Genomic DNA, 25,577 nt, shown 5'->3' on the forward strand with positions numbered 1-25,577 from the left:
TGTGCGCTGCGAGCGCACCGGCATCCCCCCTGGAGGCATCGTCTTGTTCAGCGCCATTGCGCGGATCTTCCGTACACCCGACCTGCGGCGGAAGATCGCCTTCACGCTCGCGATCATCGCCATCTATCGGCTCGGCGCGCACGTGCCGACTCCGTTCGTGGACTTCCCGAACGTGCAGTCCTGCCTGAGAGATTCGGCGGGGACCGAGGGCCTCCTCTCGCTCGTGAACCTGTTCTCGGGCGGCGCCCTGCTGCAGCTGTCGATCTTCGCGCTGGGCGTCATGCCCTACATCACCGCGACGATCATCACGCAGCTCCTGCGCGTCGTCATCCCGCACTTCGAGGCGCTCCACAAGGAGGGCCAGGCGGGCCAGGCGAAGCTCACGCAGTACACCCGCTACCTCACGATCGCCCTCGCGCTGCTGCAGTCGACGACTCTCGTCACCGTGGCTCGCAGCGGTCAGCTGTTCGGGTTCACCGGCATCCCCGAGTGCGAGCAGCTGCTGACGAACGACGTGTGGTGGGCCCAGCTGCTCATGATCATCACGATGACCGCCGGCACCGGCCTCATCATGTGGTTCGCCGAGCTCGTCACCGAGCGCGGCATCGGCAACGGCATGTCGCTGCTCATCTTCGTCTCGATCGCGGCGACCTTCCCCGGTTCGCTGTGGGCCATCGCACAGGCGCGTGGCTTCGAGGTCTTCCTGCTCGTGCTGGCCGTCGGCATCCTCGTCATGGCGCTCGTCGTCTACGTCGAGCAGTCGCAGCGCCGCATCCCCGTCCAGTACGCCAAGCGCATGGTCGGGCGCCGCACGTACGGCGGCACGAACACGTACATCCCGATCAAGGTCAACCAGGCCGGCGTCGTGCCGGTCATCTTCGCCTCGTCGCTGCTGTACATCCCCGCGCTCATCGCGCAGTTCAACCAGCCGCAGCCGGGCGAAGAGGTTCCGGCATGGGTGACCTGGATCCAGCAGTACCTCGTCACGGGCGACCACCCGCTCTACATGGCGCTGTACTTCCTGCTCATCGTCGGCTTCACGTACTTCTACGTCGCGATCACGTTCAACCCCGTCGAGGTCGCCGACAACATGAAGAAGTACGGCGGGTTCATCCCCGGCATCCGTGCCGGGCGTCCGACCGCCGAATACCTGGACTACGTGCTCACGCGCATCACCGCGCCCGGCTCGATGTACCTCGGTCTCATCGCCCTCATTCCGCTTGTCGCCCTGTCGACGGTCGGCGCGAACCAGAACTTCCCGTTCGGCGGCGCATCGATCCTCATCATCGTCGGCGTCGGACTGGCGACGGTGAAGGACATCGATGCTCAGCTCCAGCAGCGTCACTACGAAGGGCTCCTCCGTTGACGAACACGCCTCAGCACCCCCACCACGACCGCCACGAGGGACACCTCGCGTTCGGCGAGCACGAGCAGCACCGCGAAGGCGCGGCGCACCGCCGCGGCGAAGAGGTGCCGCTTCAGCCGGCGCGACTCGTGCTGGTGGGTCCGCAGGGCTCGGGAAAGGGCACGCAGGCCGCGCGCATCGCTGAGCTGTTCGGCATCGCCGCGATCTCGACCGGTGACGTCTTCCGTCAGAACATCAAGGACGAGACCGACCTCGGTCGCCAGGTGAAGGCCGTCATCGAGGCGGGGGATCTGGTGTCCGACGCGCTGACCTTCGAGGTCGTGCGCGATCGTCTGGGTGAGCCCGACGCGGCGACCGGCTTCCTGCTCGACGGATTTCCGCGCAACCTCGGCCAGCTCGGCATGCTCGACGAGTACCTCGTCACGCGTGACGAGCCGCTGACCGCCGTGCTCGAACTGGGCGTGGCGCGCGCCGTGAGCGTCGATCGCCTGCGCCGTCGCGCGCTCGAACAGGGCCGCACGGATGACACGGAAGAGGTCATCGAGAACCGCCTGGCGATCTATGAGCGCGAGACGGCACCGATCCTCGAGGTCTACCGCGACCGGGGCATCGTCGACTCGATCGACGGCGTCGGCTCGCTCGACGAGGTGACGGCACGCGTCATCGGCGCGCTCCGCGCCCGCGGGATCGTCCCGACCGCTTCCTGACGTGCTGCGCCGCTCCATCTACAAGACGCCCGCCCAGCTGCGGGCGATGATCGAGCCCGGTCGCATCACGGCGGCTGCGCTCGACGCCGTTCGCGCGCTCGTGGCACCCGGTGTCACGACCGCCGAGCTGGATGCCGCGGCATCCGCTGCGATCACCGAGCGCGGCGCGGAATCGAACTTCCAGCTCGTGCGGGGCTATCGCCACACGATCTGCGCCTCGGTCAACGAAGAGGTCGTGCACGGCATCCCGGGCGAGCGCGTTCTGCAGCCCGGTGACATCCTGTCCGTCGACGCGGGCGCGCAGTTCCGCGGTTGGAACGGCGACTCCGCATTCAGCGTCGTGCTGCCCGACCCCTCGCGACCCGACGTCGTCGCCGCGCGGCAGCGGCTGTCCGACGTCACGCAGGGGTCGCTGTGGGCCGGCATCGCCGCGCTCGCGGGAGCGAAGCACCTCGGTGAGATCGGCGCCGCGATCGAGGACCACATCGAGGCGAACGCTCCCGAGGGCGGGTACGGCATCCTGCGCGATTACGTCGGGCACGGCATCGGCCGGAAGATGCACGAGTCGCCGTCGGTGTTCAACTACCGGGTCTCCGACCCCGGGCCCGAAGTCCGCCCCGGACTCGTGCTCGCGATCGAGCCCATGGTCGTCATCGGCGACCAGGAGACCTTCATCGAAGATGACGGCTGGACGGTGTCGACCCTCGACGGAACCGCCGGTTCGCACTGGGAGCACAGCGTCGCGGTGCACGACGACGGCATCTGGGTGCTGACGGCACCCGACGGCGGCGCGGAGGGACTCGCGCCATTCGGCATCACCCCCCGACCCATCGGCTGAGGCCGGAGAGGAAGTCATGGCACAGGCACGCAAGGTCAACCCGTTCGCGATCTGGATCAGCATCGGCGTCGTCGTGGCGCTCATCCTCGTGACGGTGCTGGTCGTCTGGATGAACAACACCGCGAACGCCCCGGGTCCCCGGCCGGAGAGCTCGGGCATCAACTCCGAGACCGGCGCCATCCAGGTCGGCACCGGATCCGACGAGCTCGATGTGTGGTTCGACTTCTACTGCTCGCACTGCCAGAACTTCGAGAAGACGTACGGCCCGACGGTCGACGATCTGCTCGACGAGGGCACGATCACCGCGAACCTCTTCCCGGTCGCGCTCGCGAACCTCAACGCCGCATCGGGAACGGACTTCTCGGAGCGTTCGGCGAACGCCATGTACTGCGTCGCCGAGGCCGCACCGGACGCGTCCTACCCCTTCATGCAGGCCGTCTTCGGCGCAGGCCCCACGGGTGGAGGGCTCACCGACGAGCAGCTGATCTCCGAAGCCGAGAAGGCCGGAGCGACGGGCATCGACACGTGCGTCGAAGAGCGCGAGTACGTCGACTTCGTGCGGAAGCAGACCAACTCGATCCCCGAGGGCCCCGGCGGAGGCGCCGGCACCCCGACGATCGTCCTCAACGGCGATTTCGTCACCCTGACGGGCGACCCCGCGGCCGACCTCCTCGCGCCGCTGCGCTGATCGCGGGGGCCGCGGCACCGCGGTTTGCCGCCGGCCCCACTATCACGTATGCTTGAGTGTTGGTGCCTTGCGCCTTTATTGGCGTGTCGGGAACCGCAATCCCATCCATCCGCAGACCGACCGGTCTGCCGCGAGTGTTAGCGAGCGTATGGCGAAGAAAGACGGTGTCATCGAGATCGAGGGCGTGATCTCCGAGGCTCTGCCCAACGCGATGTTCCGCGTCGAGCTCAGCAACGGACACAAGGTCCTCGCCACGATCTCGGGCAAGATGCGACAGAACTACATCCGCATCATCCCCGAGGACCGCGTCGTCGTAGAGCTTTCGCCCTACGACCTCACGCGCGGCCGCATCGTCTACCGCTACCGCTAGACCGGTCGAGAAGTAACGCCCGCTCGTCCCTGAGCTCGTCGAAGGGTCGCGCGCGGCGAAGACAGCGAAACAGGAAATCATGAAGGTCAATCCCTCCGTCAAGCCCATCTGCGACCACTGCAAGGTCATCCGTCGCCACGGTCGCGTCATGGTGATCTGCAAGTCGAACGCACGTCACAAGCAGCGCCAGGGCTGAGTCGAGTCGGGTGACTTTCGCGAAGCGGAACTCACGCGATTCGACTCAAGATCGAGTAGCGCCGCCGCAGGCGACGCGTATCGAGATCTGACACACAACTGAACACATCACACAGGCAGGTTCGGAACCGGCGCTTCGGCGCAGGGGACACCTCGGGCGGAGGCCCGAGCACAGATCCTGCTCCATACCTCCACCTACTCCTTAGGAGAGCCGCATGGCACGTCTTGCCGGCGTCGACATCCCGCGCGATAAGCGCGTGGTGATCGCCCTTACCTACATCTACGGCGTTGGCCGTACCCGCTCGAGCGAGATCCTCACCGCGACGGGCATCGACGAGAACGTCCGCGTCAAGGACCTCAGCGACGACCAGCTCATCGCCCTCCGCGACCACATCGAGGGCACCTACAAGGTCGAGGGTGACCTCCGCCGCGAGGTGGCCGCCGACATCCGCCGCAAGGTCGAGATCGGCTCCTACGAGGGTCTGCGTCACCGCCGCGGCCTCCCGGTGCGCGGGCAGCGCACGAAGACGAACGCGCGTACCCGCAAGGGTCCGAAGCGCACGGTCGCCGGCAAGAAGAAGGCGCGCTAAGCGCGGCCCCGAAGGTTCAGGAGAACACGCACATGGCACAGGCCAAGTCCGCCGCGCGCAAGCCGCGCCGCAAGGAGAAGAAGAACATCGCGCTGGGCCACGCCCACATCAAGTCGACGTTCAACAACACGATCGTCTCGATCACCGACCCGTCGGGCGCCGTCATCAGCTGGGCGTCGTCGGGTGGCGTGGGCTTCAAGGGCTCGCGCAAGTCGACGCCGTACGCCGCCGGCATGGCGGCCGAGGCTGCTGCCCGTCAGGCGCAGGAGCACGGCGTCAAGAAGGTCGACGTCTTCGTGAAGGGCCCGGGCTCGGGTCGCGAGACGGCGATCCGTTCGCTCACCGCCGCTGGTCTCGAGGTCGGTTCGATCCAGGACGTCACTCCGCAGGCGCACAACGGGTGCCGCCCGCCCAAGCGCCGCCGCGTCTGATCCCACTCACGCGCCGCGCGTGGCCTGCTCGCACCGTGCCGGTTGTCGAGTAGGCCGCGCGTCGGCCGCTTCGAGACATCGGATGCCTGGGCCCAGGCATCCCCCGAGTAGAACTCAACACCTCACACACCGCACGTGTCATATAGCGGGCACGTGATCGAAAGGAACACATAGTGCTCATTGCACAGCGTCCCACCCTGACCGAGGAGAAGATCGGGGAGTTCCGCAGCCGCTTCATCATCGAGCCGCTGGAGCCCGGCTTCGGCTACACGATCGGCAACGCGCTGCGTCGCAGCCTTCTCTCGTCGATCCCCGGCGCCGCCGTCACGTCGATCCGCATCGACGGAGTGCTGCACGAGTTCAGCACCATCCCCGGGGTCAAGGAGGATGTCACCGAGATCATCCTCAACATCAAGCAGCTCGTCGTCTCGAGCGAGCGCGACGAGCCCATCACCGCCTACCTGCGCAAGACCGGCGCCGGTGAGGTCACGGCCGCCGACATCTCCGCGCCCGCCGGTGTCGAGGTGCACAACCCCGAGCTGGTCATCGCGACGCTGAACGACACCGCGAAGTTCGAGCTCGAGCTGACGATCGAGCGCGGTCGCGGCTACGTCTCGGCGACCCAGAACCGCAACGAGTACGCCGAGGCCGGCCAGATCCCGGTCGACTCGATCTACTCGCCCGTGCTGAAGGTCTCGTACCGCGTCGACGCGACGCGTGCCGGGGAGCGCACCGACTTCGACAAGCTCGTCCTGGACGTCGAGGCGAAGCCGTCGATCGCTCCGCGTGACGCGGTGGCATCGGCCGGTCGCACGCTGACCGAGCTGTTCGGGCTCGCCCGCGAGCTGAACGTCGAGGCCGAGGGCATCGAGATCGGCCCCGCGCCGGTCGAGACGGTCCTCTCGAACGAGCTGTCCATGCCGATCGAGGACCTGGATCTGTCGGTCCGCTCGTACAACTGCCTCAAGCGCGAGGGAATCAACACGGTGTCCGAGCTGGTCGCCCTGTCGGAGACCCAGCTCATGAACATCCGCAACTTCGGCCAGAAGTCGGTCGACGAGGTGCGCGACAAGCTCGTCTCGCTCGGACTGTCGCTCAAGGACTCGGTTCCCGGGTTCGACGGCGCGCACTTCTACGGCGGCTACGAAGACGAAACCGTCTGATCGATCGACACTCACCCTGGAGTAACTGAGAATGCCTAAGCCCACGAAGGGTCCCCGCCTCGGAGGCGGCCCCGCACACGAGCGTCTGCTGCTTGCGAACCTCGCCGCCGCGCTCTTCACGCACAAGTCGATCAAGACGACCGAGACCAAGGCCAAGCGCCTGCGTCCGCTCGCGGAGCGCCTCATCACGTTCGCCAAGCGCGGCGACCTGCACGCGCGCCGTCGTGTGCTGTCGGTCATCGGCGACAAAGAGGTCGTGCACGTCCTCTTCGCCGAGATCGCACCGCTCGTCGCCGATCGTGAGGGTGGCTACACCCGCATCACGAAGGTCGGCAACCGCAAGGGCGACAACGCACCCATGGCCGTGATCGAGCTCGTCCTCGAGCCCGTGACCAAGAAGCCGAAGTCGGCGAAGAAGTCCGCTGCCGCCGAGGCCCCCGCCGCTGAGGCGCCCGCCGCCGAGGCCGAGGTCGCCGAGGAGGCTCCCGCCGAGGACGCCGCGGCCGACGCCGGAGCGGAGTCGCCCGAAGAGGGCGCCGCCGCCGAAGCTGCTGCCGAAGACGCCGTCGAGGCCGACAAGGCCTGACGCGACCGAGTCGCATCACGAGACCCGCACACCCCCTGGGGTGTGCGGGTCTCGGCGTTTCTACAGCGGATGCCGGTGGTCGCGGCATCCGCTGTCGTCAGTCCGTGCGGACGCGGGGCGACGGCGGAGGGGTGAGGTCGTCATACAGGCGCTGCTTCATCGAGTAGCGGCGCTCGGCGCGCTCCTGCAGCACCCGCTCGATCGTGCCGGCGGCGACGTCGGCGAAGATCCGGCTGCCCTCGGTTCCGGGGTGCACGTGGTCGCCCGCGAGCAGGTCCGTGCGGTCGGCGATCGCGGCCGACCAGTCGGCGACGACGACGTTGGGCCGCCCCTGGGCGAACGCGGCGAGGTCGGCGTTCACGCCGGGGATCCAGTCGCGTGGAGCATAGGCGTTCACGAGCACGACGAGCCTGTCGTCGCCGGCGGCAGCGGCCATCCCCTCGAGCGAGGACGGATCGACGGGGCCGTTGGTGCCGAGCGCGATGACGACGTACGGCCGCAGCGTGCCGCTCGCCGCGAGGGTCTCGAGGATGCCGGGCCCCGCCCACGCCGAGCGCGATACGGCCGCGTCGATGTGGATGCCCGGCAGCCGCTCGAGCAGCGCGGGTGCGGAGGCGAGCATGACGGAGTCGCCGACGGCGGTCACCTGGTCGCCGGTCACCACGACCGGTGCGACGGTGGGCTGCGGCTCCGCGGTGAGCGGGGCGACGGGTCGGGGAGTGGCGGGGGGCGTGGGGGTCGGCGCGTCTGTGGCCGCAGGAGCGGGCGTCTCCTTGGCTCGCTCGAGGGCCGCGGCTCCGGCCGCGACGACGTCTTCGCCGGTGGCGGTCAGAGGCGACATGGCGATCGCCGCCGACGTGCCGCCCACCACGAGCGTCCCCGCGACGATCGTCGCGAGTGCCCCGAGCCGGGCAGCGGGCGTGCCGCGCAGTCTGGTGAGCAGCATCCGGAATGATCCGAGGAATCCGTGGCGACGTACCGGCGTCTCGACGAAGCGGTACGACAATTCGGCTGAGGCCAGGGTGAGGGCGAGCACGCCCACGCCGATCCAGGGCGAGAAGCCGGCGTCGGGGGCCGTGCCCTGCACGCCGGCGACGACGAGGACGAGCAGCGGCCAGTGCCAGAGGTAGATGCCGTACGACCGGTCGCCGATCCAGCGCAGCACCGGCTGGTCGAGCGCGGGACCGAAGACCGAGCCCGGCCAGATCCCCGCCGCGATGGCGATGACGCTCAGCAGGCTCGCCGCCAGCACGGCGCCGGGGAAGGTTGCCGCGGTCATGGTCGGAGGCACGAGCGCGAGCGCTGCGATTGCGATGAGTGACGCACCGCCCAGGACGGCGGTGACGACGGCGGCGCGGCTCGGCATCCGACGGCCGGCGATCCGGGGCTGCACGACGGTCCAGCCGTCCGCGAGCGTCACGTCGGCCGGCGTGGGCCTCGCTCGGTGCACGACGCCGAACAGCGCGAAGGCGAGGGCGACGCCGAGCAGGATGCCGAACGCGTGCGTGTCGGTCCCGAAGTAGCCGCGGGTGATGCCGCCGGTCGATGCGACGACGCCCATCCACACGGCCGAGGCCGCGGCGAGGGCGAGGACGGCGGCGATCCGCCCCCACGCCCGCGGGATCAGCAGGAACAGGGGCAGCAGGATCGGCCACAGGACGTAGAACTGCTCTTCGACGGCGAGCGACCAGAAGTTGCGGAAGAGTTCGGGCGCCGCGGCGCTGAAGTAGCCGTCGCCTCCCGCGATCGACAGCCAGTTGTAGCTGAAGGTGAACGCTCCGAGGACCTGGGCGCCCAGACGCACGAGCACATCGCCGCCGATGACCCAGGCGGCGGTCGCGCAGACCGTCACGACGAGGGCGAGGGCGGGGAGCAGGCGTCTGGCGCGACGCCGCCAGAAGGCCCGCAGGCGGATGCGACCGGCGGCCGCGTGCTCGCGCAGCAGCAGCGTCGTGATGAGAAAGCCGCTGATGACGAAGAACACGTCGACGCCGATGAATCCACCGGGCAGCTGTGGCGGGAAGAGGTGGTACACCACGACGAGCCCCACCGCGATCGCACGGAGTCCATCCAGTCCCGCATAGCGGGTGGTGGCGGTTGCGGGCGCAGTGAACGTCATGACTTCTTCCGGGCGAGACGGACAGTCTACGTCCGGCCTCCGACAGCAGGCCGGGAGAACGCCGGGCGTCAGTAGGCTGATTCCCGTGCGGATACGTCTCGACATCGCCTACGACGGCACCCACTTCCGCGGGTGGGCGCGGCAGCCGGGTCTGCGTACCGTTCAGGGCACGCTCGAAGACGCCCTCGCCCGAATCCTGGGCGGCGAGCCGCGGCTCGTCGTCGCCGGTCGCACCGACGCCGGCGTCCACGCCGCGGGCCAGGTCGCGCACCTCGATCTCGACGACGCACAGCGCGCGCGACTCGAGGCGAGACGCGCGTCGACGACACCCGTCGACGCCCTCGCGGCGAGGATCACCGGTGTCACGGGGGCCTACTCCGACGTCGCCGTGCACCGCTCGACGCTCGCTCCCGTGGGCTTCGACGCCCGCTTCTCGGCCGTGTGGCGACGCTACGAGTACCGCATCGCCGATCGGACGGCCGGCTACGACCCCCTCGACCGATTGCGCACGACGACCGTGCGGTCCGCGCTCGACGAGCAGCAGATGGATGCCGCGGCCCGGTCTCTCGTGGGGCTGCACGACTTCGCCGCCTACTGCAAGCCCCGTGACGAGGCCACCACGATCCGCACGCTGCTCGAGTTCGGATGGCATCGAGATGACCGCGGCGTGCTCATCGCGCACGTTCGCGCGGACGCCTTCTGCCACAGCATGGTGCGCGCCCTCGTGGGGGCGTGCGTCGCGGTCGGCGAGGGCAGGCTCGATGTCGAGGACGTGGCGGACATCCGCGACGCCCGAGAGCGCGTGCCCGAGGTGAAGGTGCTCGCCGCGCGCGGGCTGACCCTGACCGAGGTCGGATACCCCGCCGATGACCTGCTCGCGACGCGTGCCGCGCAGACCCGGGCCCGCCGTGACCGCGAATGACGCGGAAGTCCTCGTCGCTCACGTGCTGTTCAGGTGCCGGGCCTAGGGTGGAGCAGTCATGAAGGTGATCTCGTACAACCTGCGCAAGCATCGCGCCGCGAGTGAGCTCGTGCAGCTCGTCGAGCACCACGGCGCCGACGTCCTCTGCCTGCAGGAAGCCGACACGACCGACATCCCCGACGCGATCGGCGGCCTGCGTCTGGCCGACGCGACGGCGCGCAACCGCCTGGGGCTCGCCGTCTACTACCGCGAGAACACCTATCGCGCGATCGAGGTGCGCTCGCTGGCGCTGAAGAAGTCGCTGCACGACCGCGTGCTCAAGCCCGCCGAAGAGCGGATGCTGGGGGTCAGGCTGCATGACATCGACGACGGCCGCGAGATCATCGTGGCGTCGTTCCACGCGGCGCCGCTCACGGCGCTCAACTCGCTGCGCCGGCATCAGATCCGCACGGCCCTGACCGAGCTGGGGCAGTTGGGTGCGGGACTTCCCGCACTCATGGTGGGCGACTACAACTACCCGGTGTTCAAGGAGAACCTCGGCCAGCAGGTGCGCGAGCAGGGGTACGAACTGAGCCTGAGCGACTCACGCACCTACACGCGCTATCGCTTCTTCCGCGGCCACTACGATTTCGCGACGTCGATCGGATTCGAGATCGAGCACGTGCGCACACTGCCGCAGGGTCTCAGCGACCATCTGCCCATCCTCGTGACGGCGCGCGTCGCCGAGCAGCAGCGCCGCGTCGACGTCGCGTGATGCAGCGATCGCGTCAGTCGGCGAGCTGACGCCGGCGCACGACGGCGGCGGTCGCGAGCGTCGCACCGGCCGCGACGAGCGCGCCACCCCCGACCCAGAGGCCCACCACAGCGCCGCTGTTCGGTCCGGTGCCGGCCAGTTCTCCTCCGGCCGTCGACGCGATCGAGACGGCCGCGGTGCCGCCCGCCGAGGATTCAGAGATCGCCGCGACGCTGTAGATGCCCGACGCGTTCGTCGGCAGGGTGATGGTGACGGGCTTCAGCGACCCGTCAGCGTCGGACTGAGCGGATCCGCTCGCCGTCGACACACCGAGACGGACCATACCGACTCGCGCTGCGCCTCCGTTCGCGCCGCTCACGGTCACCGTGACTCGCTCGTCGCTCGAGAACGTCGCCGCCGCGCAACTGATCTCGACCTCGGATCCCGCTGGGGCTGTCGCCGGCGATGCCGTGCAGGAATCGGAAGGTGGGTAGATCGTTCCGGCGTACGCGCTCACGGGGAAGCCGACGACGAGCGCTCCCGCCGCAGCGGCGATCAAGCTCGTCCGCAGGCCGCGGTGCTTCATCGTGCTCCCTCCGTGGCAGAGGGCAGCACTGTGGTGGCCCCTGCACGCTGCAGTCTATGGTGCCAGGCACGCAGCGACCACCTTCGATGGCGGGCTCAGGGTCGGCGTCGACTGCACCATGAGGTTCGGGGCAGACGGCGTCGCGGACCGCGCACGCACCGTGAGGGTCGCTGATTGGCCAGGGGCGAGGTCGACGGTGAAGCTGACGACGCGTCGCCCTTCGTGGGTTCCGCCGCCGAACCCGCCACCGGTCGAGGACTGCGCGTCGATGAGCTCGAAACCCTCGGGCAGGTATGCATAGCCGAGTGTGCGCGCCGTCCCCGGCGGCACACCGTAAATGCCGCGTCCGGTGATGTAGCCGGGAAGTGAGGCCGCGTCGGCGGGTGCCTCGCTATACAACTGGATGGTCAACGCCGCTTCACCGCTTGCACCGTCGGCGCTCATCGCGCAGGATTCCCACACGACATCGGTGCTCGACGTCAGGTAGTAGTCCATTTTCGATCCGGTGCCGTCGTTGAGGTAGACGCCGAAGCGAGCGGTGTGTTCGTCATTGACCGGCAGGCCTCCCGCGAGCGTGGTGCCCTCGAGCAGCGTTTGGTCTTCTTCGTGCGCGCTCCACAGCATGAGCCGGCGTTCGTCCGCTGCGCGCGTGAGCGCGGCCATGAGCGCTGGCGGGTCGGCGGTATCGCTCAAAAGAGCAGTGAAGACCGCAGCCGCGGCTTCGGCGAAAAACGCATCCTGCGCAGCGGGGTCTTCGAAGCGCACATAGACCTCGTTGAGCAGGATGCTCACGGCGTTCGCGGAGTTAAGTACATCGCCAGAGGCGAGTGTGACGGGCCCGGTGGCTTTGAGCAGATAGGACAGCGCGACCGGATCGACCGACAGGACGCCATCGACCTCAAGCCCGTGCTGTCGCGACCACATCTCCCGAGCGAGTGCGCCGGCGACGCTGAAGTCTGGCACCTGCGTGACGTTCTGCATCCATCGACCGGGGCGCTCGCCGTAGATCGCGATGATCTCATCGTCGAGTGGGAGGACCGGTGCGTCGTAGCGAGGGAATCCGCTCGTCGTCTCTTGTGCAGCCAACGCGATGGCGCCACCCTCGGTCTGGATCACGGCCATCGCTCCGGGGATGCCGCCGAGCGAACGCCACTCCGCGTTGTTCTGAAAGAGCACGAGGTAGTTGCGCGGTCCGTCGGTGCCCAGCATCGCAGGCAGGAGAGTGGCGGCGCGCGTGATCGCATCAGCTGAGCCTCGGGCCTCGCGGAGCATCTCGCCGACCTGGTCGACCGCCTGCTGCAGTGGTCCGACGAGCACCGAGCGATCGAGGTCATCGATGGCTATCGCGGAGCGATCGAGCACTGCTGCTGCGTCGGACGCCGCACCGCTAATCTCGCTGATCGCCGAGAAGTCGAACTGCCCGTCGCTCGGCCGGAAAGCGGTGAGCGTGAGTCCGTCGGCGGCATCCGCAATGGGGACGAGCGTCGAGTTAACGACGTCCTCCGCCACGGCGGAGATCGTGGAGAACGCCGTCAGCTGTGGTCCAACCCACGGTAGTCCTTCAGCAAGTCGCCAAATCGGGTCGCCGGTAAGCGACCGGGCGGCTGATGCATCGACAGAGAGGCCCTCGATGGCAGCAGCCGCGGCTTCGGGATCTCCTATCTGCCCGACTGCCGTGCTTGCCGATTCTTGCGCCGCGCGAAGGTGTTGGTACGCGAGCGTCCCGCGAGCAACGATCCACAAGGCGGCAGCGCAAAGGGCGATGAGAAACGCGGCGAGCGTCCAGCGAAATGCGACCCCTGCGATGCGCGTGGGTCGGGTCGTCGTGGGCTCCGTCACCCGTCCACCCTAGATCTTCGCGCTCGGGAGCCAGGCGGCATGAGGACGGTTTAAGCTCCAGTCGCCCCGCGACGTAGCGATCCGCCAGGACCGATTACTCACGGTGGTGGTCTAGCGATACGTCGTCGACAGCGACCACGGTTGGTGGTGGCCGGACGGCTTTGTCGAGCTCGGTCGTCCCGCACCCGTCAGCCCAGAGAACAGAGCGACGCACAAGAGCATGAGAATCACGGTCGAAAGATTCTGAAATGCATCTCCCCGGATAAATGAGAAGAACAGCGGCGTGAGAATCGTGGCGAGCAGAGTCTTCGTGTACCCGTTGCCTTCTCTGCGCAGAGCCAGTCTCGCTGCGGCTATGGCCACGAGCACACCGACGACGACGATCCCCGCCCACCGGAAGTTGGCGAAGGCCTCTCCGATAGCCGAGACGCTCGTCTCGATCTGGTCTGGGTAATAGAACCGTGGGACGTACGTGCGAGTGAACCACGTGTTGGCCCCCCCATCTTTCCAAGGGGCGATGTCTCCCGGGATGAACCATGACGGGACGGCCGCGTAGGTCGAACCGAGTAGCCACGGGACGTGGCCTGCGGCATCTTGTTCGTTGAGAAGGATGAGGCTGTCGAAAGGTCTCGTTTCTGCTCCCGAAGTGAGGCGTTGCAGGAGGGTGCCGACCGGGTCGTCTTGAAGAGCGCGGATTGACGCGCCCTCGTCATAGTTGCCTTCTCGCAAAAATAGCGACATCACCATGGCGCCGACCAGTAGCGCCAGGCCGGTCAGTGCGAGTGCACGGGGGGAGAACCGTGAAGGCCCAGTCTGTTTCAAGATCAGGATCGGAATGATGACACCGAGGAGCAAGGGGCCGCGTCCCCCAGTGGCGAATCCGACAGCGCAGAGAAGCAAGGCCGCTGAGATGCCGCTCCCGGTCCACTCTTTGAGACCTGCGTGACGTCGGGCAAGGATGTAGAGCGCGAGGGCAACCGTGAAGGGGATATAGCTCAACGTGAGGTAGTACCGGCCAGCGAGGAAGCTGGATCGAACAGAAACCCCGCTGAAATGGGCTTCGAACCCCCCTGACGTCTGAATAAGGAGTAGCGCGCACGCGACCGCGAAGAGAGCAACGAATACAAGGAGCACCCCCGACCTGCGTACGACATCAACGCCTATCAGGCGGGAGGGTACGGGTGCGGTTGGCCTGCCGAGCATGGCAAAGTACATCGCTCCGAAGCACCCGTAGAACACGGTCACTTGCCAAAGCGAGGTCGATCCCGCGGCAATAGCTGCTCCAGCAAACTCGCGGGTGTCGAGCAACGCGCCAGGGGTTGTCGTCCCGCTCGAGGCGATGGTGAGGGGGCGGAACGCGAAGATTAGGATTCCGCCCAGTGCAGCTATGCCCGCCGCCGTCAGAGGATGGCCAACTCGACGCATCTCGAAGACGACCAAGGCCGCTAGCGCGACTCCGAGGTTTACTGCGAGTGGAGAGTACGCTCGGCTGCCCAGGACGACGATGAGCAGTGGTGCGACGATCCACAGGAGAATCAGGTACAGCGCGACAAGAGGGGCGCCTCCTTGTCGCACTTCGCTCAGGCGTGCACCTCTGGCTAGACGCGTCATCGCGGCCATGGTATCGCCGTCGTTCTCTCACAACGTGCGTTGGTGACGCTCACTGGCGCGTCACCGAACCGAAACCGCGAAGCGTCGTACGGTGCACGTGGTCCTCGCCGTGCGCGATCGTCGCGCCGCATGCCAACTCTTGCCTCTGGCGACGCGTGCAGAAGGAAGCTAGGCGCAACGTTAGTGCTGCTTGGGCGCTCCAAGCTCGCCTCACGTAGTGACAAGAGACTCCAGAGCAAACGACAACCCAAGATTCACGCGCTCGCGTGCCCGCTGGATACGTTCTTCGTCGGCGCGGGCTGCGCGGGCAGACACGGAGACGTCCAGGTCTGAGCTCCGGGGGACTCCGAACTCGTGAGCGAAGGCCGTGACCTTTTCGCTGTCGCCGATCGCGACCATCGGCACCGATGTGAGGAGCGCAAGGTACAACGCGTGCATACGAGAGGCGTGCACTGCGCGGGCATGGGCGATCGTCTCCAGGGCGGCTGGCCACCCAATGGGGTGGGGCGTGAAATCCGCTCGCCCGCCGACTCGTTCGCGCAATTTCGGCGTCGCGTCCGCGAAGCTCTCTGATTGCGACATCGCCAGGAACAGCGGTGACGGTGCGGTGCCTGGGTTCGGCCTGGCGAAGTAGCTTTCTTTCAGGCGGTCGGTGTGTTTGTAGCTCAGCGCGACGACGTCGCGTGGGGTCTTTGCGTCACTCGAAGGGACGCCACTGATGAGGCTGTCAGCGGCAGCGAGCAAAACGGCATCCGCGGCGAGTTCGGCGTTGCCTCGCAGCTGCTCTCGAACGCGCTCGAGTGAGGCAGTGTCTCTCACCCAAACGGTCCTGCCACGAACCGCAAGTCGGAGGAGGAGCCGTGGGATTTTGCGGGTGACTGTGTCGCTTCCAACTGCAAAGAACACAAGTGGCCGACGCGCGGCCCAGGCGAGGGCCGAGACGGCCGCGCACAGCCGTGGCAGACCGCCCCAAGATCGACCGCCGTCATCCTGCAGGAGTGTTCCTCCTCCGACGATGACAGCGTCTGATTGGCGAATGGCGCGGAACAGTTCCTTGACACCGCTGAGGTGTCGGCGCGGTCCGGAGCCGAAAAGTCTAGGTCCTCCGAAGTCCACAGCCTCGGCACGATGTCCGCGCTCCACTAATTCGGCCAGGAGAACGTCGGTGAGGAACGCGTCGCCCAAGTTGATCGGAGCGCCGCCCGCATCGGAACGATCCGCTGAAACGACGAGGATTCTGAGAGCGGTCATTATTCTCCTCTAATGCTGCTGCCGATGACGGATGAGGGTGGCAAGGATGATGCCCAGGATCACTTCGGCCCCGACCATGGTGAGGACGGCCGCTGTCGTTCCCCAGAGGGGAACGGAGAGTAGGGAACCGACGACAGCGAGGACACCGACGATCAGCGACGCGAGTGTCTTGTGATTCACCTGGCCGCGCGCTAGGAGGAACGCGGTGAGCATGTAGTTCCCGAACTTCAAAGGAACGGTCAAGCAGAGCAGACCGACTATGAAGCTGGGTTCGAACTGCGTATCGAAGACGAACTGAAGCAACGGTGTTGCCGCCCACACGATGGGTGCCAGTAGCCCACCGGTGGCAACGGCCGCGATCCAAATCGGACGAGCGCGCAGCGGCCTGGCCCGAATCCGGGGCATCAGTTGTTGGCTAGCAGTGGCAGGCAAAATCTCGAGCGGCTGGATAACTCGCAACGCGATCGCCAGCGATGCAACCGCAGCCACTGGTGCGACCGCCGTGGCGATCAGGAATGGGACCTGTGTATAGATGCCGCTCACGGCGCCGGAGATCCCGAACTGGATCAGCGCTCCCACGGATACCCCCGGCCCTTCACTCGAAGTCGAGCGCCAGGCGAGAAAGAACATCGTGGTCAACACCACGAGGGACGCGGCGGGCAGCGCCAACACGAATGCCATCGACCCCAGCAGAAGACCGACTAGCGCGAGGATCAACTTGGTCGCGCCCAGCGCGCCATCGCCGAACGCATATGCGAGGTCGCGGCCAGCTTGAAGTTGAACGGCTCGTACGGCACGGGTGGCGGAGTCGAGCGCCTGCGACAGTGCGTAGCATCCCACATACAACAGTGCGAACGCCGCGTCTTCCCACGGCAGGGTGATCATCGAAAAAGCTGTGGCCAGCACTGCACCCGCAAACGCGATGGTGCCCTGGACGGTAGCCGCGCCGATCATCATCCTTCGACTGACTTGGTCTCGGGTCAGAAGATACGATGAACCCCCGGCATCAGAGAAGACCGCAAAGGCCGCCACGACGCCGAAGGACGCCAGCACCGCGGCTCGATCGTTGACCGGGGCTGTCTGGGCGACAGCGGCCAGCACGAGTAGCTGCGCGAGTCGCACGCCCACAGACGCGACTAAAGGCGCCCCCAGGTGGAACAGCCTCACGTTCACCGTGGTTTGCGGCTGGTTTCGCGTGCCTGCAGCTCGGAACGCACCTGGGAAACGACATGAGCCCATGTCTGCGACTCCTTGACACCTGCCGATAAGCGCACACGGCTGGCGAGCGCCTCCTGAATGGCAGCGCCGAGTGACGACGGCTCCGGTGACGCGACCACCGAATGATCAGGGAACAGCTCCGTGATTCCGCTGTCCGCGGTGATGACGGCAGGAACTCCGAGGAACTGGGCTTCAGCGACGGGGAGGCCGAAGCCTTCGTCGCTGGAAGCGAGGATGATCGCGCTGGCTGAGGCCACGGTCGACTGGTATTCCTCCTCGGTGACGAATCCCGGCAGTTGCAGACGGTGTTCGAGGCCCAACCTTGCTGCGCGAGCCGCGAGTTCATCCGCGTATGCTCCACGTGCACCCAAGATCACGAGGTCGTAGTCCCGCAATGCGTTTCCCGCGGATGCCAAAGCATCGAGGACGAGCTCCGGTCGCTTGTTGTTGTGGTGGCCGAACGTCACGAGGTGGTTGCTCCCCTCTCGCCCGACCGGCGAGGTCACCCAGCGGCGGGCGTGGTCTCTTCCGTTCTCGACAAGCGTCGTGCGAGGCCGATGGGAGTAGGCGTGTGTCTCCGCGACCGCTTTGGCTGAGATGCAGAAGTTCATCCCGGCGTAACTCGCGGATGCCTGCCAGAGGACTCGGTAGATCCGCTGCGCGAGGGGAAACTCGCTCGGGTTCTTTTTGTGACGCCAATCGTGCTGAAAGCACGAAGACCTAGCTCGAGGTACAAATGGGGACACGATCGGGCTCAGCGAGATCACGTGGTCTGCGCGTCGTCTTCTAGCGACCCACGGGGTGATCAGCATCTGACCGGCGGCCCGGCGGAGTGAGCGTTCGTTGTTCACGACGGTGACTTCGAGCCCGAGCGGCTCGAAGTCAGTGCGTGCCCATTCTCCGCCGACTACAACAAGCTCATCTGCGGGGAAGATCTCGGTCCAGGTCGTGATGATCTCCGTGCCGTGAAGGCGCATGCCGCCGGACCGTTCGGGGGCGCCGAGGATGTCGAAGACGATTCTCATCGGCGCGGCCACCCCTTCTCCGACAGGTTTCGTGCCGAGCGAGTCGGCCAAGGCGAGAGAAGTCGTGGATATCGCGAGTAGAACTTCATCATCGACGGCAGCTCTCGTCTCCACGCAGCGAGATCGAGGGTCGTTGTTTCGCGCGCCCAACCGTGCACCCACCGCGCATGGCCCGAAACGATACGGCGGATGCCTCTCCGCGCTGCACGCAGCCCGAGATCTGAATCTTCGTAATAGACGAAGAACCGCTCGTCCCATGGGCCCAGCGCGTCGAACGTGGTCCTGCTGCCCAGCACCGCAGCGCCCATGAACCATACGACGTCGATGTCGGCACCCGGTGGGGCAAAGCGGCGATAGTCAGAGGGGCGGTCCTCGGCTTCAACGCGGTTCAGCACCTTGTTCGCGAGGAACGGGTATCCACGGCCGTTCGGCTGCGGTCGTCCGTCAGGATAGAGGAGCTGCGGGCTCACGATCGCACCTGTGCGCTCGATCAGTTCTCTAAGTCGATCGAGCGACCCCAAGTTCACGGTGATGTCCGGGTTCACGAACGCGACGAAGGGCGCCGCGCTCGCTTCGAAACCGACGTTGTTGGCTCCACCGAACCCACGATTCCGGTCAAGCGGTACGACGCGTGCGCCTAGAGACCGTGCGACCTCGACCGAGTCATCCTGAGACGCGTTGTCGACGACGATCCACTCGACGTTGTCGTTGAGAGGCAGGTCGCCCCAGAATTCTGCGAGCTTGGAAGCACTGTTGTAGGTGACCGTGATCAACGCCCATTCGGGCGCCCTGCTCTCCGGCTGTTCGTCAGGTTCGTTGATCATCAGTGTGCGCTCTCTCCGGGGCTTACGACGGCACGGACCGTCTTGACGAGGATTGCGATGTCGCCCAGCAATGACCAGTTCTCGACGTAGTACAAGTCGAGGCGGACGGTCTGATCCCAATCGAGAGTGCTGCGGCCGCTCACCTGCCACAGCCCTGTGATTCCAGGTCTGGCGAGGAGACGCCGCCGCGCGGCTTCCGAGTACAGAGCCACTTCGGCTGCAACCTGGGGGCGCGGGCCAACCAGGCTCATGGATCCGCCGAGGACATCGAAAAGCTGTGGCAGTTCGTCGAGGGAGTACTTGCGGATGAACCGGCCCACGCGGGTGATGCGCGGGTCGTCCTGAATTTTGAACAGCGGGCGCGTCGACGTGCCCTGCGCCTTGAGTAGGGCGGCGAGTTCGTCGTCGGCGCCCACACGCATCGAACGGAATTTGTGCATGCGGAACGGCTCGCCGTTGATCCCGATCCGTTCGTGGCTGAAGAGCAGGGGGCCCCGGCTGGTGCCCTTCACTGCAATCATCACCGTGAGTAGGACGGGCGAAAGCAGGACGACGAGCACGGCAGATGTCACGACGTCGAACGTTCTCTTCACGAAGCGTTGTCCCCGAGAGAATCGTGGCGTCTCCACATGGATCAGGGGCAGACCGGCGACCGGTCGCGTGTGGATCCGTGGGCCGGCGATGTCGACGATGTTCGGGGCAAGCACGAGATGCTGACGCCCCGCCTCAAGTGCCCAGGAGATCTCCTTGACCTTGTGGGGTGGTAAATCGTCGGTGCTGGTCACGGCGACGGTATCCGCCTCCGTCGATGCGATTGCTCTCTCGACGGCGTCGACGGTACCCATGATCGGAATGTCACTGCCCGGGACCGTCTCGGCGATCCGCCCCGAGGGAACGCATGCACCGATCACCCGGTATCCGGCCGCGGGTGTGCGAGCGAGTTCATGCGCGACTTGCGCAACCGACTCCATCGAACCGACGAGGAGAACGCGAGCGGAGTACTTGCCTACCCGGCGCTGAGCGTCAAGCCAGCCACGCCACAGCCACCGCGACACGATGAGAACCGCGACGCCGAGCGGGAGGCTGATGAGCAGGTAGCCTCGCGCGACATCCACTCGGAACAGGAAGGCGAGGATGGCGATGACGCCGAAGAGCCGGAAACTTGCGTCGGCCACCCTTACGTACTCGGTCGTGCCGACGCCGATCACGCGATCGCTTCGTGTGTCGGAGAGAGCAAGCGCCAACATCCAGGCAGCCACGAGCACCGCCGAGAACACCCAGTAGGTAACGACGGGGAGGCCCTCCACCCCGTTCGACTCGGTTCCGAACCACAAAACGTGAACGCCGAAGACGACCCAGACGAGGACAAGGAAATCGCTGAGAAGTAGACGCCGTGCGTAACTTCGACGCCAGCCGCCATGGTGTCGAGCCGGCACGGAGGAAGCGGCCGCGACGATGGGCCCCGAGCGCGTCGATTCTGCCGCGGAATGCGCGCCCGTCTCCGTGATTTCCACTGTTACAACTGCGCCCTTCGTCGTCGGGAGTCATCGCCGACTCGAAATTGTGCGGAGCGATGCGCGATAGGGACATCTCGGGCGCATTTCACAATCGCGATCGCGAAACCAACGTTAGCAGGCGAATTGTGCCGCTCGGCTACATTCGGGAAGCGATCATTCGAGACTTCGTAAAACACCGACGTACCGTTATCGGTTAGCGCTCTATCGCTCGATCAAGAATCCCCGATGGAGCGCGCGCTCGTGTCGTTAGCGGCGTGTTCCGCGGCCACGCCCGTCTTGCGGGGGGCTCGGCTGCGGGGGACCGAAAGTTTCGTCCAGCCATTCCGAATCGGATTGCCCTCGGACACGGGTCGTTGAGTCTGGGCTCGTCGAAGGGGCGCCGGAGTGCTGCCCCGAGGATCGCGAGGACACCTGCGGGACGGGGCTCGAACTGGCGCGGCGGCGAGAGCGCTTCGTGGACGGGCTCGCCTCGCCCTCTGGCTCATACCCGTAGCCGTAACCGTACGTGTAGTAAGAATCAGGGCCGCGCATCGGCACCATCGTCAGGACGATGCCCGCGATCTTCGCCCCGATCGTGGTCAGCGCATCGAGGGCCTGGGAGAACTGATGACGGTTCGTCTTGCCGGTAGCGACGATGACGATCGCTCCACTGGTCGCCTTGGCGAGGATGGCGGCGTCGGTGACGGGGAGCAGCGGCGGGGCATCGCACAGGACGACATCGAACTCTCGTTCCAGTGTGTGCAGAAGCTTGTGCATCTGTGCGGACCCGAGCAGCTCGCTGGGGTTCGGCGGAACCTTCCCTGCGGCCAGGACATACAGGCTCCGCCGGCCCCACTTCTGGATGACATCCGTCACATCCGCGCGCCCGATCAAGACGTCGGTGAGTCCCGCACCCCCCTCGATGCCGAGGTATTCGGCGACCTTGGGTTTGCGCAGGTCGGCATCGAGTAGCGCTACGCGCTTGCCTGCATCCGCGAGCGCGATCGCGAGGTTGATGGTGCTGGTCGTCTTGCCTTCGTTGGGCAGGCTCGACGTGACCACGAAGGACGACCTGCCGCCCATGTCGAGGAACTGCAGGTTGGTGCGAAGGGCGCGAAAGGACTCGGCCCGCGGACTGAGCGGATCGGCATGCACGATCAGCGGGCGGTCCTTCGCCTTCGGGTCGAAGACGATGGTGCCGATGAGGGGACGGTCGGTGATCTGCTCCAGGTCGCGCGGAGTGCGGATCCGCGTGTCCAGCAGCGTGCGCAGGACAGCGATCGCGATCCCTGCGGCGAGGCCGAGGAGGGCCCCCAGCGCGAGGTTCAGCGAGACGTTCGGGCTGGAGGGGGCGAGCGGAGGAAGGGCGTCACGAACTCTGGTCAGGCGTACGGGGCTCTCCGCCTCGCCCACCGCTTCGATCGACTCCACGGCAGAGGTCAGGCTCGCGCCGAGGGCGTTGGCGATGTCTGCGGCGGCGATCGGATCCGAGTCTGTCACGGTGATCGTGATGAGGGTCGTGTTGATGGCGCTCGTTGCCGCGATCTTTGACGCGAGCTCGTTGGCTGTCATTCCCAGTTCGAGCTCGGCGATCACCGGGTTCGTCACGATCGGCGTCGTGACGAGCGTGGCGTAGGTAGCCACACGAGACTGGGTGAAGTTCGACCCTTGCTGGAGTTCGACGATCGTGCCGCCGGTCTGAGTCGACACGAAGACCGTGCTTTGCGCCTCGTACTGTGGCGTTCGGGTGAACGAGTAGCCGGCTGCAACGGCGACGCCGAGGAGGGCGGCGACGACGATGACGATCCAGTTCTTGCGCAGGATCCGGATGTAATCGGTGAGCTCCATGACGCCTTTCGAGGTCGCGCGGTCCGCGGCCAATACTGACACAGCCTTGCGCAGATGGATCCGAGCGGCGGTCAGGCGGAGAGGGCAGACCGGATCAGGCTGACGACGCTTCGGACGGCGGGTTGCAACTCGGCGGCCGACTGCTCATAGATCTCCCACGCTCGTCGGTACGGATCGATCACGTCGTCGTCTGCGGGATCATCCGGGGGCGGCGCGACGCCGCGCATGGTCGAGACGAGGTGGGAGAGCGCGCGGACCCGGGCAGAGGGTGCACCGCCGACGGATGCCACGGTCTCACGGACGTCGTCAGGCGAGATTTCCCTCGTCAGCCGCGCGAACTCGCGGATCGTGAAGGTCGAGCGCACTCGGGAAGGCGCGGTCTCGGCGACCGCTTTGCGATGAGCGCGCGTCATGGTGAGGATCAGGTCGGGGGAGTGCAGCAGGTCCTCGGTGAGGATGCGGCCGCGGTGGTCGGCGGCATCTGTTTCGGTCACACCCAGCTGAACGGCGATCCGCTGCGCCTCGGGCGTCATGGGGGACGCCGTCAGACCGTGCGTTCCTGCACTCGAGACGGTTGCGCCGAGGTCTCTCAGATGGTCACGCAGCAACTGTTCAGCGACAGGGGATCGGCAGACGTTGCCCGTGCAGACGGTGAGGATCTCGAACATCGGGTCCTCCGGGGCGCGGGGCTAACGTGGACGGGTGGCTGACCACTCTAGCGATCGTGTCGGGCCCAGCTCTGCCGTGACGGCGAGCGAAGCGCTTGCTCGACTGCCGCGGACCGCGCGCACGGACTGGCGGCTCGGCGGGCGCACGGTGCGGCGGTGGAGAGAGCCGCTCCTCGCTCTCGCGCTCGGAGTCCTCGCGCTCACGCTGCTCGCCGGGGCGATCCTCGAGTGGGTGTGGCCTGCGATGGCCTTCCTCCCGACCGTCCTGCCCTGGGCGGGGATGGTGGCCGTGTGCGTCTACGCGCTGACGCGGTCGCGTCCGGTGGGTCTGTTCCGGTTCCATCCTCTCGACGTGCTCTACGGTGTCGTCCTCGGTGTCATGCTGCGAATGGCTCAGGGGTGGGCCGAGGTCGGGCTCTCCGGTCGAGCATCCTTCCCGTCGTTCCCTCTCGTGGACGGGCGAGTGGGCGTGGAGTCCTGGCTCCTCGACGTGGCGGGTGCCATCCTGATCGGGCCCACGGTCGAGGAGTTCTTCTTCCGCGTCGTCATCCTGGTGACGATCTACAACCTGCTCCGCCGCCCTTTCGGCCGTGGAACCGCGGGCGCCATCTCGGTGCTTGCGAGCTCGGGTGTGTTCGTGATCGCTCACGTCGTGGTGGCCGGCAGTGACGCCAGCAGCATGATCGCCGTCGCCGGTCTCGGCCTGGTCTGTGGCCTGCTCGTCGTGCTCACCGGACGTGTGTGGGCAGCCGTGATCACCCATAGCTGCTTCAACGCGTCGTATGTCTTGCTCGCCGCCGTCGGCACTGTCTGGGGATAGCGGGTCAGACACTATCCGCACGGACTTCGGTCGTTTTCGGTCGTCGCGTGTGGCGCATTCTGTTCGTGCCGTGTCCTCCGAACGGTGGACACTATGCGGAATTATGTCCCCCATGCGGTGGACATAATGCTTCCCCCTGTCGGCCATTCGGGGGACATTAGCACCTTCTAATGTGGCGAAATCCGCCCGCTTTATCTCTGCTCGGACAGAAAGCGCACAGATACCCTGCGCGCAATCGGGTGGAGCGAATACCCGCCCCTTACGTAACGTCGGGCGAAACGAGAAATACACACCGGCGTTGGCGCGCTACCTCAGAATCGACCGCTTGCATCTCGAGGGACTGAACTCATGCTGAAGAAGACACTCGCCGTTGTCGGCCTCGCCGGCGCGCTCATGATCGGCTCCGCTTCGGCGGCATTCGCGGACAACTACCCGCCCGCAGCGAACGTGACCGTCGCCGCCCCCACCATCACCCCCGGCGGCTCGACCGTCATCACCGCGACGGGCCTGGGTGACCGCACATCGGTCACGTTCAGCGTCTCGGGCAGCCCGGGAGCCACCCTCACCTCGCTCGTCGTCGCCGCGGGATCGTCCTACGCGAGTGTCAACAAGCCCGTCGTCGACGGCACGGCGTCGGCGACCTTCTCGGCCTCGACGCCGGGCAACTTCACCGTCACGATCAGCGACGGAGCCACGATCCTCGGCACGAGCTCGATCTCGGTCGCCGATCCCGCCGGGGCCGGCGGCAGCGGTGGCAGCGGATCAGAACTTCCTCCGACCGGTGGCGCGGTTCCCGCGACGGTCATCTGGGCCGGCGTCGGGGCGATCGGCCTCGGCGGCATCGCCGTTGCCGCGGTGGCTGCACGCCGCCGCACGCAGAGCCGCTGAGCGAACAGCTCGCAGCGCTGACCCCGAGGGCACCCTCGGGGTCAGCGTCGTTCTATCGCACGCCGGTCACGGCGCTCGTCATCGCCGCGGTCGGCGTGGCGGCCACGGCCATCGTCATGCTGTTGCCCTACGCGGCTTCGCTGCCCGGATGGTGGGGTCAGCTCGTGCAGCTGGCCGTCGTCTCGGCTCCAGCGCTCGCGGCGGTGGCGCTGGCGATCGGATGCTGCGCATCGGGCGGCTTCGTCCGGCGCGTCTTCGCCTGGCGCTGGAGCGACCTCGGTCTCGGTGTCGCCGTGGCGCTCCTGCTGCGAGGGGTGCAGGAAGTCCTCGCGCCCACGACCGGGTCTCTCCTCGTCGGTTTCGAGGCGCCCTCGCCCCTCACTCTCGGCGTGGTCATCGCCGGCGCCGTCGTGGTCACCCCTGTCGTGGAGGAGCTGTTCTTCCGGGGGCTGCTCCTGGCGGCGCTGGTCGACGCGTTCGGGGGAGTACGTCGGCTGCTGAGCGCCGGCGGCGCCGTCGCCGTCTCGGCCGCCGTCTTCGCCTGGCTCCACATCGTTCCTCTCGGGACTCTCGGGTCGCCCGGCGGTGCGCTGTGGCCGGCGATGCTCGCCCCGCTCCTGCTCGGCATCGCGTGCGGGGTGGTCTTCGTCCTCACCCGCCGCCTCGCCGCGGGCATCGTCACGCACGTGGTGTTCAATGCATCCGGGATGCTGCTCCTTCTTCTATAGGGCTTCTATAGGGGCCGCAGCTTCAGCTGCTGGTTTGGGCGTGGCATCCGCATGCCGTAGACTGATC

26 protein-coding genes are annotated in these 25,577 nt (G+C 66.7%); 15 read left to right on the top strand and 11 right to left on the bottom strand.

The window, feature by feature from the left end; translation table 11 throughout:
- Nucleotides 1-43: 43 nt before the first annotated feature.
- The 10 genes from secY (at nt 44) to rplQ (ending at nt 6,934) form a co-directional block, all read left to right on the top strand.
- Entirely contained in the window at nt 44-1,366 is a 1,323-nt protein-coding gene (gene secY, locus ACWIBS_RS13110; protein ID WP_376129471.1) for a preprotein translocase subunit SecY, read from the top strand.
- 104 nt (nt 1,367-1,470) lie between these two features.
- Nucleotides 1,471-2,073 (top strand): adenylate kinase, encoded by a 603-nt coding sequence (locus ACWIBS_RS13115; RefSeq protein WP_376129567.1) that lies wholly within the window; start codon nt 1,471-1,473, stop codon nt 2,071-2,073.
- Between the two features lies 1 nt (nt 2,074).
- Entirely contained in the window at nt 2,075-2,911 is an 837-nt protein-coding gene (gene map, locus ACWIBS_RS13120; RefSeq protein ID WP_376129468.1) for a type I methionyl aminopeptidase, read from the top strand.
- A gap of 16 nt (nt 2,912-2,927) precedes the next feature.
- Nucleotides 2,928-3,599 carry a DsbA family protein gene (locus ACWIBS_RS13125; protein ID WP_376129465.1) on the top strand — a complete coding sequence of 224 codons (672 nt, stop codon included), beginning with the start codon at nt 2,928-2,930 and terminating at the stop codon, nt 3,597-3,599.
- 148 nt (nt 3,600-3,747) lie between these two features.
- Nucleotides 3,748-3,969, top strand: coding sequence for a translation initiation factor IF-1 (infA, locus tag ACWIBS_RS13130; RefSeq protein WP_017201569.1), 222 nt, complete (start codon nt 3,748-3,750; stop codon nt 3,967-3,969).
- A gap of 79 nt (nt 3,970-4,048) precedes the next feature.
- Nucleotides 4,049-4,165: a 50S ribosomal protein L36 gene (rpmJ, locus tag ACWIBS_RS13135; protein ID WP_376129462.1), complete on the top strand. Its 117-nt coding sequence runs from the start codon at nt 4,049-4,051 to the stop codon at nt 4,163-4,165.
- A gap of 214 nt (nt 4,166-4,379) precedes the next feature.
- On the top strand, nt 4,380-4,754 hold the full coding sequence (gene rpsM, locus ACWIBS_RS13140) for a 30S ribosomal protein S13 (protein ID WP_376129460.1): 375 nt from the start codon (nt 4,380-4,382) through the stop codon (nt 4,752-4,754).
- Between the two features lie 32 nt (nt 4,755-4,786).
- Nucleotides 4,787-5,185 (top strand): 30S ribosomal protein S11, encoded by a 399-nt coding sequence (rpsK, locus tag ACWIBS_RS13145; protein ID WP_376129457.1) that lies wholly within the window; start codon nt 4,787-4,789, stop codon nt 5,183-5,185.
- Nucleotides 5,186-5,358: 173 nt separating this feature from the next.
- Nucleotides 5,359-6,348 carry a DNA-directed RNA polymerase subunit alpha gene (locus ACWIBS_RS13150; RefSeq protein WP_376129455.1) on the top strand — a complete coding sequence of 330 codons (990 nt, stop codon included), beginning with the start codon at nt 5,359-5,361 and terminating at the stop codon, nt 6,346-6,348.
- 31 nt (nt 6,349-6,379) lie between these two features.
- Nucleotides 6,380-6,934, top strand: a complete 555-nt coding sequence (gene rplQ / locus ACWIBS_RS13155; protein WP_376129453.1) for a 50S ribosomal protein L17 — start codon at nt 6,380-6,382, stop codon at nt 6,932-6,934.
- Nucleotides 6,935-7,031: 97 nt separating this feature from the next.
- Here the strand turns inward: rplQ and ACWIBS_RS13160 are convergent, their stop codons facing one another.
- Nucleotides 7,032-9,053 (bottom strand): acyltransferase family protein, encoded by a 2,022-nt coding sequence (locus ACWIBS_RS13160; protein WP_376130391.1) that lies wholly within the window; start codon nt 9,051-9,053, stop codon nt 7,032-7,034.
- 85 nt (nt 9,054-9,138) lie between these two features.
- Between ACWIBS_RS13160 and truA the strand changes: the two genes are divergently transcribed.
- Entirely contained in the window at nt 9,139-9,975 is an 837-nt protein-coding gene (gene truA / locus ACWIBS_RS13165) for a tRNA pseudouridine(38-40) synthase TruA (RefSeq protein ID WP_376130388.1), read from the top strand.
- Nucleotides 9,976-10,033: 58 nt separating this feature from the next.
- Nucleotides 10,034-10,729, top strand: a complete 696-nt coding sequence (locus ACWIBS_RS13170) for an endonuclease/exonuclease/phosphatase family protein (RefSeq protein WP_376130385.1) — start codon at nt 10,034-10,036, stop codon at nt 10,727-10,729.
- 13 nt (nt 10,730-10,742) lie between these two features.
- Here the strand turns inward: ACWIBS_RS13170 and ACWIBS_RS13175 are convergent, their stop codons facing one another.
- From ACWIBS_RS13175 to ACWIBS_RS13220, 10 genes are all read right to left on the bottom strand, one after another.
- A complete protein-coding gene (locus ACWIBS_RS13175) occupies nt 10,743-11,294 on the bottom strand; it encodes a cell wall protein (protein ID WP_376130382.1) in 552 nt (183 codons plus the stop codon).
- A gap of 54 nt (nt 11,295-11,348) precedes the next feature.
- Nucleotides 11,349-12,803, bottom strand: coding sequence for a DUF4012 domain-containing protein (locus ACWIBS_RS13180; RefSeq protein WP_376130379.1), 1,455 nt, complete (start codon nt 12,801-12,803; stop codon nt 11,349-11,351).
- Between the two features lie 441 nt (nt 12,804-13,244).
- The gene (locus tag ACWIBS_RS13185; RefSeq protein WP_376130376.1) at nt 13,245-14,753 is read right to left on the bottom strand and encodes an O-antigen polymerase; all 1,509 of its coding nucleotides are present in this window, start codon (nt 14,751-14,753) and stop codon (nt 13,245-13,247) included.
- Nucleotides 14,754-14,954: 201 nt separating this feature from the next.
- A complete protein-coding gene (locus ACWIBS_RS13190) occupies nt 14,955-15,995 on the bottom strand; it encodes a polysaccharide pyruvyl transferase family protein (RefSeq protein ID WP_376130373.1) in 1,041 nt (346 codons plus the stop codon).
- A 9-nt stretch (nt 15,996-16,004) separates the two neighbouring features.
- Nucleotides 16,005-17,123, bottom strand: a complete 1,119-nt coding sequence (locus ACWIBS_RS13195; protein WP_376130370.1) for a polysaccharide biosynthesis protein — start codon at nt 17,121-17,123, stop codon at nt 16,005-16,007.
- Nucleotides 17,124-17,164: 41 nt separating this feature from the next.
- A complete protein-coding gene (locus tag ACWIBS_RS13200) occupies nt 17,165-18,250 on the bottom strand; it encodes a glycosyltransferase (RefSeq protein ID WP_376130367.1) in 1,086 nt (361 codons plus the stop codon).
- Nucleotides 18,235-19,062 carry a glycosyltransferase gene (locus ACWIBS_RS13205; RefSeq protein WP_376130364.1) on the bottom strand — a complete coding sequence of 276 codons (828 nt, stop codon included), beginning with the start codon at nt 19,060-19,062 and terminating at the stop codon, nt 18,235-18,237. Before ACWIBS_RS13205 ends, ACWIBS_RS13200 begins: the two co-directional genes overlap by 16 nt.
- Nucleotides 19,062-20,576 carry a sugar transferase gene (locus tag ACWIBS_RS13210; protein ID WP_376130363.1) on the bottom strand — a complete coding sequence of 505 codons (1,515 nt, stop codon included), beginning with the start codon at nt 20,574-20,576 and terminating at the stop codon, nt 19,062-19,064. Before ACWIBS_RS13210 ends, ACWIBS_RS13205 begins: the two co-directional genes overlap by 1 nt.
- Before the next feature lie 249 nt (nt 20,577-20,825).
- On the bottom strand, nt 20,826-22,406 hold the full coding sequence (locus ACWIBS_RS13215; protein WP_376130361.1) for a polysaccharide biosynthesis tyrosine autokinase: 1,581 nt from the start codon (nt 22,404-22,406) through the stop codon (nt 20,826-20,828).
- Between the two features lie 71 nt (nt 22,407-22,477).
- Complete coding sequence (locus ACWIBS_RS13220; RefSeq protein WP_376130358.1) at nt 22,478-23,074, bottom strand: arsenate reductase/protein-tyrosine-phosphatase family protein; 597 nt, start codon at nt 23,072-23,074, stop codon at nt 22,478-22,480.
- A gap of 34 nt (nt 23,075-23,108) precedes the next feature.
- Between ACWIBS_RS13220 and ACWIBS_RS13225 the strand changes: the two genes are divergently transcribed.
- The 3 genes from ACWIBS_RS13225 (at nt 23,109) to ACWIBS_RS13235 (ending at nt 25,510) form a co-directional block, all read left to right on the top strand.
- A complete protein-coding gene (locus tag ACWIBS_RS13225) occupies nt 23,109-23,894 on the top strand; it encodes a CPBP family intramembrane glutamic endopeptidase (protein WP_376130355.1) in 786 nt (261 codons plus the stop codon).
- 348 nt (nt 23,895-24,242) lie between these two features.
- Entirely contained in the window at nt 24,243-24,782 is a 540-nt protein-coding gene (locus ACWIBS_RS13230) for a hypothetical protein (RefSeq protein WP_376130353.1), read from the top strand.
- A 95-nt stretch (nt 24,783-24,877) separates the two neighbouring features.
- Nucleotides 24,878-25,510: a CPBP family glutamic-type intramembrane protease gene (locus ACWIBS_RS13235; protein ID WP_376130350.1), complete on the top strand. Its 633-nt coding sequence runs from the start codon at nt 24,878-24,880 to the stop codon at nt 25,508-25,510.
- Nucleotides 25,511-25,577 lie beyond the last annotated feature (67 nt).

The sequence above is a fragment of the Microbacterium sp. NPDC055442 genome, from assembly GCF_053644215.1.

What these genes read in the sequence shown, in the direction of transcription:
- ACWIBS_RS13125 (WP_376129465.1), top strand. Translation starts at nt 2,928, where the DNA reads ATGGCACAGGCACGCAAGGTCAACCCGTTCGCGATCTGGATCAGCATC.
- infA (WP_017201569.1), top strand. Translation starts at nt 3,748, where the DNA reads ATGGCGAAGAAAGACGGTGTCATCGAGATCGAGGGCGTGATCTCCGAG.
- rpmJ (WP_376129462.1), top strand. Translation starts at nt 4,049, where the DNA reads ATGAAGGTCAATCCCTCCGTCAAGCCCATCTGCGACCACTGCAAGGTC.
- rpsM (WP_376129460.1), top strand. Translation starts at nt 4,380, where the DNA reads ATGGCACGTCTTGCCGGCGTCGACATCCCGCGCGATAAGCGCGTGGTG.
- rpsK (WP_376129457.1), top strand. Translation starts at nt 4,787, where the DNA reads ATGGCACAGGCCAAGTCCGCCGCGCGCAAGCCGCGCCGCAAGGAGAAG.
- rplQ (WP_376129453.1), top strand. Translation starts at nt 6,380, where the DNA reads ATGCCTAAGCCCACGAAGGGTCCCCGCCTCGGAGGCGGCCCCGCACAC.
- ACWIBS_RS13160 (WP_376130391.1), bottom strand. Translation starts at nt 9,053, where the DNA reads ATGACGTTCACTGCGCCCGCAACCGCCACCACCCGCTATGCGGGACTG.
- ACWIBS_RS13170 (WP_376130385.1), top strand. Translation starts at nt 10,034, where the DNA reads ATGAAGGTGATCTCGTACAACCTGCGCAAGCATCGCGCCGCGAGTGAG.
- ACWIBS_RS13175 (WP_376130382.1), bottom strand. Translation starts at nt 11,294, where the DNA reads ATGAAGCACCGCGGCCTGCGGACGAGCTTGATCGCCGCTGCGGCGGGA.
- ACWIBS_RS13185 (WP_376130376.1), bottom strand. Translation starts at nt 14,753, where the DNA reads ATGGCCGCGATGACGCGTCTAGCCAGAGGTGCACGCCTGAGCGAAGTG.
- ACWIBS_RS13190 (WP_376130373.1), bottom strand. Translation starts at nt 15,995, where the DNA reads ATGACCGCTCTCAGAATCCTCGTCGTTTCAGCGGATCGTTCCGATGCG.
- ACWIBS_RS13205 (WP_376130364.1), bottom strand. Translation starts at nt 19,062, where the DNA reads ATGATCAACGAACCTGACGAACAGCCGGAGAGCAGGGCGCCCGAATGG.
- ACWIBS_RS13215 (WP_376130361.1), bottom strand. Translation starts at nt 22,406, where the DNA reads ATGGAGCTCACCGATTACATCCGGATCCTGCGCAAGAACTGGATCGTC.
- ACWIBS_RS13220 (WP_376130358.1), bottom strand. Translation starts at nt 23,074, where the DNA reads ATGTTCGAGATCCTCACCGTCTGCACGGGCAACGTCTGCCGATCCCCT.
- ACWIBS_RS13230 (WP_376130353.1), top strand. Translation starts at nt 24,243, where the DNA reads ATGCTGAAGAAGACACTCGCCGTTGTCGGCCTCGCCGGCGCGCTCATG.